General features: G+C 53.7%; 8 protein-coding genes. 4 read left to right on the plus strand and 4 right to left on the minus strand.

Translation table 11 applies throughout. The annotated features are described in order from the left end of the window. Position 1: 1 nt before the first annotated feature. The 3 genes from ACJJIJ_RS15750 to ACJJIJ_RS15760 are packed head-to-tail and all read right to left on the minus strand — an operon-like array spanning position 2 to position 2,861. Positions 2–673: an iron-containing redox enzyme family protein gene (locus tag ACJJIJ_RS15750; RefSeq protein WP_444937865.1), complete on the minus strand. Its 672-nt coding sequence runs from the start codon at positions 671–673 to the stop codon at positions 2–4. Continuing rightward, the gene (locus ACJJIJ_RS15755; protein WP_444937866.1) at positions 670–2,148 is read right to left on the minus strand and encodes an AMP-binding protein; all 1,479 of its coding nucleotides are present in this window, start codon (positions 2,146–2,148) and stop codon (positions 670–672) included. The genes ACJJIJ_RS15750 and ACJJIJ_RS15755 overlap by 4 nt, the downstream gene beginning before the upstream one ends. Then, positions 2,139–2,861, minus strand: coding sequence for a thermostable hemolysin (locus tag ACJJIJ_RS15760; RefSeq protein WP_444889249.1), 723 nt, complete (start codon positions 2,859–2,861; stop codon positions 2,139–2,141). Before ACJJIJ_RS15760 ends, ACJJIJ_RS15755 begins: the two co-directional genes overlap by 10 nt. A 315-nt stretch (positions 2,862–3,176) precedes the next feature. Here ACJJIJ_RS15760 and ACJJIJ_RS15765 point away from each other — a divergent pair, with 315 nt between their 5' ends. Further along, entirely contained in the window at positions 3,177–4,019 is an 843-nt protein-coding gene (locus ACJJIJ_RS15765; RefSeq protein WP_444889248.1) for a universal stress protein, read from the plus strand. 79 nt (positions 4,020–4,098) lie between these two features. Here the strand turns inward: ACJJIJ_RS15765 and ACJJIJ_RS15770 are convergent, their stop codons facing one another. Continuing rightward, positions 4,099–5,745 carry an alpha-amylase family glycosyl hydrolase gene (locus ACJJIJ_RS15770; protein ID WP_444937867.1) on the minus strand — a complete coding sequence of 549 codons (1,647 nt, stop codon included), beginning with the start codon at positions 5,743–5,745 and terminating at the stop codon, positions 4,099–4,101. 280 nt (positions 5,746–6,025) lie between these two features. Between ACJJIJ_RS15770 and ACJJIJ_RS15775 the strand changes: the two genes are divergently transcribed. From ACJJIJ_RS15775 to ACJJIJ_RS15785, 3 genes are all read left to right on the plus strand, one after another. Further along, complete coding sequence (locus ACJJIJ_RS15775; RefSeq protein WP_444882929.1) at positions 6,026–6,880, plus strand: DUF3014 domain-containing protein; 855 nt, start codon at positions 6,026–6,028, stop codon at positions 6,878–6,880. A 323-nt stretch (positions 6,881–7,203) separates the two neighbouring features. Next, entirely contained in the window at positions 7,204–9,201 is a 1,998-nt protein-coding gene (locus tag ACJJIJ_RS15780) for a DUF3857 domain-containing transglutaminase family protein (protein WP_444937868.1), read from the plus strand. Between the two features lie 3 nt (positions 9,202–9,204). Further along, a complete protein-coding gene (locus ACJJIJ_RS15785; RefSeq protein WP_444937869.1) occupies positions 9,205–11,388 on the plus strand; it encodes a hypothetical protein in 2,184 nt (727 codons plus the stop codon). The last annotated feature ends 35 nt before the right edge of the window (positions 11,389–11,423 follow it).

Raw genomic sequence — 11,423 nt, forward strand, 5'->3', positions numbered from 1 at the left:
ATCAAGCGGCCTCCTGCACCTTAAAGGGGTTGTCCAGTTCGCGGAAAATATCCCCATACAGGCGGTACATAACCCGCGAGCAGTGCAGGATCGCGGCTTGGTCATCGGGATTATCGATGCGATTCATCAGCCCCTTGAAGAAATCCACATGGCCGATATCCAGATCGCCGTGAGAAAGCAGATAACTGAACGCTTTGTTTGGCAGTCCGTGGGTTTTCTGAATGGCGCGCGCGGCTTTAGTGGCCACGGCGGTACTGGTGCCTTCAAGCACATGCACCATGCCGAAAAAGCTGAGAGGGTTGCCGCGGGCGATATTGTCATAGGCGTAGGACACCATCAGTTCGGTACTCAGGTTGGGGCGGCCATTGCGCACCGCTTCCGCATCGCCGCCACAGGCGGCAATATCGTTGAGCACCCACTCCTGGTGACCGGTTTCCTCCTCGATATATTCCGCAACCGCCTCGCGCAACCATTCCTGTTGCTGAGTCAGGCGACTACCACAGGCCATCAGCAGAGGCACCGTGTGCTTGACGTGGTGATAGGCCTGAGTGAGGAAGGCCACATATTCCTGCAAGGCAATCTCACCCCGTGCGGCGCGCTGGATAAAAGGTACCTCCATCAGAGACTGGCGGGCGTCGGCAGTTTGCTGTTCAAGAAGATTGTAAAAACTCATGAGGAGATACCTCCATAAAGGCTTTCGATAGAATTTTGGAACTGCGCGGCGATACGATCGCGGCGCGGGCGGCCATTGGCGGTGAGCAGGCCATCGGCAAACGTTAATGGCGCCGGCAGTGCGGTCCAGGTGCGCACCTGGGCGTAATCCGGCAATTTGCGATTCACCGCCTGCAACCAGCTGTCGAGCTGCTCGCGGCTGCTGCCGGGGCGTGCAAAAATCAGGGCGGCACAGTGGGGACGAGCGTCGCCGACCACCACGCACTGTTGCACTATCGGCTCCAGCAGTACCTCGCTCTCAATCCACTCCGGTGAGATATTGCGCCCAAAAGCGCTGATCAGGATGTTCTTGCAGCGCCCGGTGATGTACAGAAACCCTTCTGCGTCTAACTCACCCAAATCACCGGTGGCGAGCCACTGGCTTTCACCACCCTCGGCACTATCCAGGTAACCCAGATAACGGGGACCACGCACCATCACCTCGCCATCGCGAATGGCGATATCACAGTGAGACAAGGGTCTCCCCACGCTACCTGGGCGATCGGCGCCGGGTACATTCAGCGCAACCACCGAGCCACATTCGGACAAGCCGTAGCCTTCATAAACCGGCAGGCCAAGACTGCGCGCCTGCAACAACAGCCGGTCCGAGACCTTACCCCCGCCCACGGCGACAAAGCGCAGTGAGCTCGGCGGCTGCCAGCCGTTGCGCTCACTGTGTTCCAGCAGCGCTTTCAGCATCTGCGGCAGCAGGATCACACTGTGGGGACGATACTCATCAATGCAGCTCGCCAGCTGGGCTACATCCAGCCCCGAGCTGCCACTGAGGCCCAGGCGCGCCGTAGTCGGCACCAACACCTCACCACCACGCAGCCAGCTACTGTAAGCCCCGGCCACGTTTTCCAGCAGGGTGGCCAGAGGCAGCAGGCACAGGTGCACACGATTGCCCTGAGGCTGCAGTTGCCGTGCCAGTACACTGGCGGTGGTGAACTGGGTTCGGGCTGACAGGCAGACACCGCGCGGCGTGCCGGTAGAGCCAGAGGTAAAAGTGATTTTGGCGGTGTGCTCCGGCAGGGCCGCCGCCGTTTCCGTATGGATATCAATCAGGGCCATACCGGCCAGTTCAGCCCGCGCCTGTCCCACCACTTCGATCGCGGTAAAGCGTTCACAGCTATCGCTCAACAGGGCCTGCATGCCACTCACACGCAGGGTGTGTGCCAGCTGCTGCTGGGAAAAGAAAACCGGCAGCGGTACCAAAGTGATCTGAGCTATCTGGCAGGCCAGATCCACCAACAACCAATTGGGACCATTGTCGGCATAGAGCCCCAGCACGCGGATATCGCGCGCCTGCAGGTCCTCGGCGATTTCCTCGGCGGCCACCAGCAGCTGCCCATAGCTGAATGTGCACTCCTCGCCCCGCAGCGCCAGCTGTTCGGGGTGATTCACAGCCTGCTGGCGAATTTGATCTATCAGTTGCATAGGTTGGCACCCCCCGCCGAGGTTTTGAGCACAGGCGACATGGCCTGTGCCGAAGGGCGACAGGCCAGCAGAGTCTCGCGGGTACGGGGATTTGCCAGCAGGGCGCGGTGCTCGGCGACCATATCGATGGCGGTCACCGCCGGAGCCGACTCGTAATAACGACCCCACTCGTCCAGGTTATCCCTCAGACGCCGGCCGTCGGCTTCACATAAAACCGTCTGCCGACCCACTAATTTCTGCAATAGGCCACGCACTTCCGCAGTCGCGGTATAAATGGCCCAATGCACACCGGCGGCGGCAAATAATTCAAACAACATTAGGAACAGCATTTGGCTGCCACCGCGGCTGGTGGAGATCAAATTGCCGATTTCGACAATCTCCGAGCGTTTTACCGAGCCCCCACTGAAGGCGGCGATCTCCTGTTCCACCGGATGGTCGAGATACTGTTCCAGGAATAGAGATCCGCTATCGGCGCGGCGTAGCCCGAGGGCACTACTAAACGCGCTCTCCTGCCAAGCGGATAACAATAGCGGGGCAAATTGGTTCACCTGCGCACCATAGGTATCGGCAAACTTCTGCGCGATAAATCCCTGCACCCGGCTGTGGCCTGCCTGCCCTATACGGGTCAGATCGAAATCCAGTTTGCGCCGCCGCAGCTTGCGCTTGGGCAACGCCCTCTGGTCCAGGTATTGATAATGTCTTTGTAGCGCCATTGAAAACCCTCTTTGGGAGTGTCACGGCGAGAGTCTACGGAGACAAAATTAAGGCAAACTTAAGAAACGCTGGAAAAACTCGCCATGTATCCCTCCCCCAGTCAGTGCTTGCCAAACCGGCGGCAGGTCTTGATCTGGCTCAATACGGACTTTCTCCTTTACTTCATCATGCGCCGCTAGCAAGGCCTATCTGGCGCGCTTTTCCTCGTATTGAGACGACAAATTCCCCGCGCCAGCGCCTCTCCGTGATAACTTAGACCCAGGAGTCAACTGCATAAGGCAGGGACCAGAAAGACCCATTGATCTGGAGGAAAGATGGAGCAGCAAAACACCGTATTCGTGGTCGTGGACCCCAACGATGACAGACATGTGGCCCTGGAACGCGCCCTGACCACTTCCCGCGGGCGCAACCCCCAACCGCGTTTGGCAGTGTTTGTCGCGGTAGATGGCGAGGCAGTAGATACCCGCGCGGTGAACGACCACCTATTCCGCGATGAATCCTGGTTCCGCGAGCAGATCCGCGAACCTATCTCCGAGGCCGGTCTCTCCTGCGAGATTACTGTGTGCTGGTCCAGCGACTGGCAGGCGGCCATTGTGCAGGAGGCCAAGCGCTGCGATGCGGAAATGATCTACCTGCCAGTGCACAAGAAATCCAGCCGCCGCTTTACCTTCGCTGAATCCAAATGGCGGGTGCTGAAAACCGCACGCTGCCCGGTGGTACTGATTCGCCCCGGCGCCAAGGCCGAGCGCAAAGTGGTGCTGGCCACCGTCAACTACCAGGCGAAGACCCTGGAACAGCGCCAGCTAAACCGCCAGATCAGTGAGCGCGCCACCTATATTGCCGGCCACTACGGCGCCGAGCTGCACCTGGTAAATGCTTACCTGGACTCCATGCGCTACCCAGACCGCGGCGCCCTGGCCAAGCTCGCTGATAAAACCGGCGTACCCACGCACCGTATTCATGTGAAGCAGGGCTATACCAGCGATGTGGTGGAAGCAGTGGCGAAGGAAGTTGATGCGGATCTGGTGGTAATGGGCACCCTCAACCAGTTCGGTGAAACCGGCTCGCTGTTGCGCGGCAATACCGCCGAGCGGGTGATCGGCCAGTTGGACGTGGATGTGATGGTGTGCAACCAGTTCACCAACACGGAAGTGTAAATCCCGTTCGAAACTTCTGCGAAAAGCCCGGCAATCATTTGCCGGGCTTTTTCTTTCTCGGGCCGGTTAAAAACCAGGATTACTTTGATTTAGCTGAAAGCAGCAACAGATCCCCTCCGGTATTAAAAGTCACACTGCCACCCTCAACTTTTGCATGCTCACCGGAATAGTAATCTGTTAACACCGTACCATCGGTAAACACACCTTTTACAGAAATGCGCTTCTCCCCACGCGGCAGCTCCATTGCCACCACTACCGGCTGCTCCCCTGCTAAAGTACGAGCAAAAGTGTAGGGGTTATCGGCGAGTTTCTTGTGCACACCAGCGCCCACGGCGGGATGTGCTCGGCGGAACTGACCGAGCTTCTGCCAATGGGTGAGCAGTGCACGAGTTTCAGCTTTTTTCAGATCACCCCAATTCATGGGGCTGCGCATGGCCGCATCGCCAAAAGCGCGAGCATCGGTCATGGGGCGCGCCAGCTCATCGCCGTAATAAATTTGCACCGCCCCCGGTGCCAGCATCAGTTTACTGGCGGCAATTCGGGTCTGTTGGCGCTCGCGATCGAAGGAGTGGTGGTCGTCGTGAGAGCCCAGATAATTGAGCACCCCCAAGCCTTTTAACGCGCCAGAATTCAATGCGCTGGAATAACTGGAGAAAATTTTCTCCGCGGGCTCGCCGGCCACCTGGGCAAAATCGAAGTTGATCAAACTATCGAAACCATATTGGTAAAAATCCACTTGTTGATCGCTGTAATCGTAAACACGGCCAACGGTGGGACCATAGTTATTCACACCAAAGTGATAAACCTCACCCAGCATAAAGAAATCGCGATCATCGAGTTTTTGCTGTGGATGTTTTGCTTTCCACTCAGCCAGAGCCAGATCCGCCTCTTTTTTCAGAATTGCCCAAGCTTCGGGCTCGACATGTTTTACCGTGTCCACACGAAAGCCATCCACACCGTATTCCCGCACCCAATCGGTCAGCCACTTGATCAGGTAATACTTGGGCGCGCGCGGATAGCCGGTACGTGCGAAAAATGCATCCAGCTCGCTCAGCTCCTGCTGCAGGCGGCCCTCGCGCTGCCACTTATCCACAAGCTGCGGCGGCAGCGCCACGGGCTTATCGCTCTCGGTGAGGATATCGGTGAGGTTGGTGTGGATCGCGCACTCCACATTGCCGGCGTAATCAGACCAGTCGCACTGCTCGCCTTTGCGCAACCAGCTAGCGGGCCACTCCGGGTCCTTTGCGGTTATCGGGCCGGTGTGGTTGAGAATTACATCGAGTAACACACGAATACCGCGCTTGTGCGCGGCCTCTATCAGCTCCGCTAACTCGGCCTCAGTGCCAAAGTTGGCATCCACTGCGGTCCAGTCTTTGGGCCAGTAGCCGTGGAAGGCATAGGTGCGTTTGTCAGCGTCATTGTGACCGTGGATATTCTCAATGACCGGAGACATCCAGATAGCATCTACCCCCAGATCGTTGAAATAGCCCGCCTCAATTTTTTCGATCACCCCGCGTAGATCGCCACCGGCGAATCCGCGCAGATGGGCCCCGTCATCCTTGCGCCCGTAGGGAAAGTCATTGCCCTTATCGCCGTTATAAAAGCGGTCCGGCAACATAAAATAGATGGTGGCGTTGCGCCAAAAGGGATCAATTGGCCCCTCGGCCGCCGCTGCCTGCACAGTTCCCAGAAACAGACCTATTAATAAGCTGGTAAATTTAACCATTGCTCTCTCACTTATTCGCCGCGCACATTTTCACCAGCCAACTCTAATCGGCAATGGGATTCCTACATCCTCCCAAGTGGGGGCGTAGCCAGTACTTGTTTTCGTCACTTTCGCAAACAGCAGACGCACAGGATTTTCGCAATAGGCAAAAAGCGAAGCAAATCCCCTTTGCGACCGGCTGCGGCGGAGAGTAAGGTAAAACCCAGACACCACGGAGAAACCGAAGGGCTTTGCCGTGGTCAAAGGGTCACATTCTGATAGCAGCAAAAGGAGGCAGGGAATGTCGGAACAACAGTCTAGGCATGGGTGGATCATCGGAATTATTGTGGTGATCGTCGTCGCCGCGGCAGCCTATTGGCTGTGGACTGGCGAGGAAAAAAAGAAAGAAGTTCCCCCTACCAAAATTATTGAAGAACCCCAAAGCACCCCGGAGCCAGAAACTCTGGAGCAACCCCAGGAACAGGCCACCACGCCTGAACCTCAGGAACCCGCTCCGGTGGAAGAGCCCAGCAGGGAACCACCGCCTCCACTCAATGAGAGCGACAAGGCCGCTTATGACGACCTGATGAGCCTGGCCCCAGACAACGCCCTGTCGCGCTGGTTGGTAAACGATGAGGTGATTCGCAAATGGGTGGCTGCGGTCAACTCCGGTGCACGAGGAAACCTGATCCACAAGCACCGCCCACTGAAAACCATACGCGGCCCTATTGTTGTTACCGGCTCCTCGATAGAGGGCTACCAATTGTCGCCGGACAATTACCGTCGCTACGATAAGCCTGTGCGACTGTTCGCCTCAATGGATACCGATACCGCAGTGGGCCTTTACCAGTACTGGTATCCGCGCTTGGCGCAGGCCTACGGTGAGTTGGGCATGCGCAATAAAACCTTTCACCAGGTGGTGATTGAAGCCATCGATAAGGTACTGGCAGCCCCTGAAGTTGAAGGTCCTATCAAGCTGGTGCGTCCATCGGTCTACTTTAAGTTTGCCGACCCCAAGCTTGAGAAACTGCCCGGTGTACAAAAATTGATGATTCGCATGGGCCCGGATAATGCCGCGCGGGTGAAGGAAAAACTCAAGGAACTGAAGCAAAAACTGGAGGCCATGCCGGTTCAGCAGCCAGAACAGTCCCAATAATCCTTCAAAGATCACCGGGCCTTTACAGAGAAGGGCTCGGTGATACCGACTCTTCCACTTCGTCGTTTATACCCCCGCACAGATCAACCTCTTACTCAATATATTCTATCTCAGGCATGGGGTATATTTACCGGCACACTTGGCGGTTAACGGAGTACCGTCACCCGGCGCTGTTCCAAGATTTACAGGCAGCGCTCGAGAAGCTCAGGAGGAGCTACCGGTTTGCTGGGGCCAACCGGTAATTACCTGCATTTCAGCTTTAGCTCCCTCGGTATCCTAATCAGGGCTTATTAGCGCCCATTGCAAAACTATTGAGGCTCACCTTGAAATATCGTTTCCCCGGCCAGCTGCTGGCCGCCGCACTCATCCTTGTCACCTCACTCGCACAGGCAGCCCCAGAACTCTTATTCAGTACTACTCCCGAGTGGGTGGAAATATTAGAACCAGTAGAGTCAAAACGCCCATCGCAAGGCAGTGTGCGGGTACACCTATCCAACTCCCAGCTTCGCCACAGGGGAAAAGAGCAACAGTATTACTTTCAGATCGTGGTCGAACCCCTGAATCAGCAGGGGGTCAGTGAAATTGCCGAGCTGAACTTCAGTTTCTATCCGGCCTTCCAAAGGCTGCAGGTGCACGATATCAGTGTACAGCGTAACGGCGAACACCTTGATCGCTTGCAAAAGGATGGTTTCAAGCTTTTCCAGTCTGAGCAGGAACTCTCCAATAAACTCTACTCCGAACAATGGAATGCGCTGTATATACTGGAAGATATTCGCCCCGGCGATATTATCAGCTACGCCTATACCATTGAGGGCAGCAACCCGATTTTTGCCCGTAGTGATTTTGGCCGTTTGTACCTCTCCTGGCCCCAGGCAGTAGATCGTCGTTTTGTAAAAATTAGCAGCGACAAGAAGCTCAATTACCGATTTAACAAGCGCGAATATTCTGTCCAGCAAAGTCACCTGCAGGACAATCACACCTATACCATCGATCTGCGCGATGTGGCCGGAGTGCCGATGGAAAGTGAATATCCATACTGGCACGATCCGCTCAATTACTTCCAATACTCCAGCTACGACAACTGGGGACAGGTTAATGACTGGGCCCAGAACCTTTATCAGATCGATCGCACACTACCGGAGTCATTAAAAAACAAACTGGATAACTGGCGAGCACAGCTAGGGTTGGAGGCAGCAGTCAGCAAGGCGATCGAGTATGTACAGGAAGATATTCGCTACTTTGGCATTGAACTGGGTATCAATTCTCACCAACCCAGAACACCCCAGGAAACTCTGGAGAAACGCTACGGGGACTGTAAAGATAAGGCCCTACTGTTGACCAGTATGCTCGCCCACTTGGGGGTACAATCCTATCCCGCCCTCGTGTCTTCCTCCCGCGGGCGGGATATCGGCAAGGATATTCCCTCCCCGGAGACTTTTAACCATGTGATAAACCTAATCGAACTGAATGGCCGGGAATACTGGGTGGATGCCACGGCTTCAGGCCAGGGGATTGATATAGAGAACAAAGGCTTTTTCGACTACGAATTGGCACTCCCTATTGCTAAGCAAACCAACGCGCTAAAAGCAGTAAAACCAAGCTCGGAAAGTGTTGCCAATCTAAGTGCTCGTATCGAAGAACAATACGATATCAATGCGGCAGAAAATCGTGCGGAGCTCCGCGTAAACTCCCGCTTCTCTCACCGTAAAGCAGAGCAGGTGCGCCAGTTCTTCCTCTCTGCAGACACAGAGCAAATCAAAAATAGCTACACCAATTTTATCGCCGGATATTATCCGGGGGTGAACACCAGCCCCGAGATCACCTACAACGACAGCCTACAGGAAAACCAACTGGTGGTATCCGAGCACTATCAAATTGGTGACTTTGCCCAGATAAGTTCCGCACGTAAGATATTTTCCCTGTATGGTTCCGCCTTGGTACCCTATTTATCCAAGCCTCAGCACCCCATTCGTCAAAGCCCCCTGGCCCTGACACACCCCGTGGATATTCAGCAGAGTGCAAGGGTGAGTATTCAGGGGGAGTTGCTCTGGCAGGAAGAATTGGGCACAACCACGATCGATAATTCCTGGTTCAACTTCACTCGCAGCGCCAAACTGGAGAACAGTGCCCTCCAGGTGGTCTACAACTTTAAATCCAAAGTCGATCATGTAGAGCCACAGGAGGTGCCTGAATATTTAGCCGAGTTCAATAAGCTCGACAGAGCGCTGCAATATAAATTCTGGGCCAAAGGGGAAGCTTCTTCCAATCGCAATAAGAGCCAGGAAATGAAAAACCTGATTAAATCTTTGATCAGGAAGTAAGCCATGAAGAAGCTGCTTTTTGTTCTCACTCTATTACTGCTGGCCTCCTGTGCCTCACAATCAACAATACATACACCGGTCGATCCCTTACAGGACTTGACCCGACAAGTGGTACTCGCACCCGAATCTGTGCAATACCCCATTTATTGGAGCGAGTACCTAAAGTCTCCTCAATCTCTCAATTCACTAGAAGCGCAGGGGCGTTACCAGGCAGAAATGACTGCGCTAGAGACAGGCCAAAAAAGCTGTGCAGAGGTAAATTGGCAAGAAGTTACCCAGCTCAATAGTATTTCTCTGCTGCCGCACCTGAGTGCCACAGAGTGCTATGAGTCCATTGGTAATGACGAACTCGCCAGCTACCACCAAAATATTTTTAATTTTATTGCCAGAGGAATACTGTCAACGCGCAGAGGTGATACTTTCTATAGCGCTTATGAAGTGGCCAGCTGGGGCGATGTCGAAGACCTACTCAATATTTCCGGTTTTGAAATACTCGATAGCTATTTTGAATTTGCCGCGAGTCGCAGTGGTCTATATCGGGTTTACAATATACGAGACCCCAATAACGGAAAAGTCCGAAAAATTTATTTTGACAATAACCGTTTTCTACATCGCTTGCTCGATATCCAATACCCATTCGCGGGTCTCTCCGATGCCCTATATAAAAATATACTGCTACCTCTGGCAGATTCTGACTACTCTGCTCTACACGCTGTAGGCCAGGTTCAAGAAGCCGAAGGGAATTTCCAGCAGGCCGAACAAACCTACTTGAAAGCCATTGGCATAGGCTCGCTCACTGCCAATATCAGCCTTGGTAATTTGTGCCTTGAGGGTAACAGTACAAAGTTCGCAGTGGATGAATGCGCACAACTCTTTGTTGCCGCCGCAGACCTGGGGCTGCAGGAAGGCAAAATTATGCTTGCCTATATCACTACCATCGGCCTGGGAATAGAAGTAGACACGGAGTTGACCAGCCAGTTATTGGCAAGCGCAGCGGAAACCCTACAACGGGGCGAAGCCGAGTACGCAATGGCCTTGCTATTAGCATCTGATCAATACGATATGCCAAGAGCTGACTTGGCAGCACATTACCTGCAGCTTTCCGCAAAGCAAGGCTATGCCCCGGCACTACTAGAGCAGGCGGGCACCCACCTAAAAGATAAGCCTGGGCAACAGAAAATTTTCACAAACCTGATCAGCCAGGCGGCTAAAGAAAACTATCCTCCAGCGCAGTATTACTATGGCAAGTACCTGCTTGAAGTGGCAGACGAAAATCAAAGCCATCAAGGCATGTATTTTCTACAACAATCCGCAGAGGCCGGCTTTCCCGCAGCCTTATATCTAAGGGGAAAAATTAAAGAAAATGGTCTCTACCAACAACCACAAGATGCACTTTCTGCGCTGAAAGACATCGAAGCAGCAGCCCTTCGTTGGCACTTGCCTGCACAATTACGTATGGGTCTATTCAACTCCAGAGGAAAAATTGTACGAACCGATCACGATCGTGCCTATGGCTGGTATGCCCTCTGTGCAAAAGTAAACAATCTCGATTGTGTAACCAACCTAGGTTATGCCTCCGCTCTAGGTGTGGGTGTTAAACAGGATTACCAGCGCGCAGCTAAAATCTACCAATATGCCGCAAGCCAGGGATCCACAAGAGCCAGCTACAATCTTGGTTTACTCTACAAAAATGGCCAGGGAGTGGGCCAAGATCTACAGCAGGCTAAGACTTACCTGACGCAAGCCGCCGAAGCAGGTTCTGTCGATGCAATGAATGCCCTCGGGCTTTTATATCTTTCTCAAGATACGGATCAGCTGAATTATGCTGAAGCACTAGCATGGTTTGAGCGCGCCTCTAAACATAACTCTAAGTATGGTTTCTATAATCAGGGGCGCATGTATGAGAAAGGACTAGGCGTAGCCGCCAACAGTGAACGAGCCCTAAGTCATTACCGAAGCGCTTCCGAGCTTGGGCATACCGGCGCCTCCCTAAAACTGGCCAAAGCATATAGTGCGGGAGAAATCACAAATTATGATCTTAAAATGGCCCTGCATTATTTAAAATTGGCCACAGAACAAAGTGGCAACAAAACCATAAAAACGACTTTGCAAAAGTGTCAAAGATCACAATATTGCAACCAAATAGAAGTCGCAGAGTTAATAAGTCTCTTATCTACTGAAGAATAGTCACTCAAAACACATCTAGAATAAGTGACCAAAAA

It is taken from the genome of Microbulbifer mixtoriginis (SeqCode) (assembly GCF_052467945.1).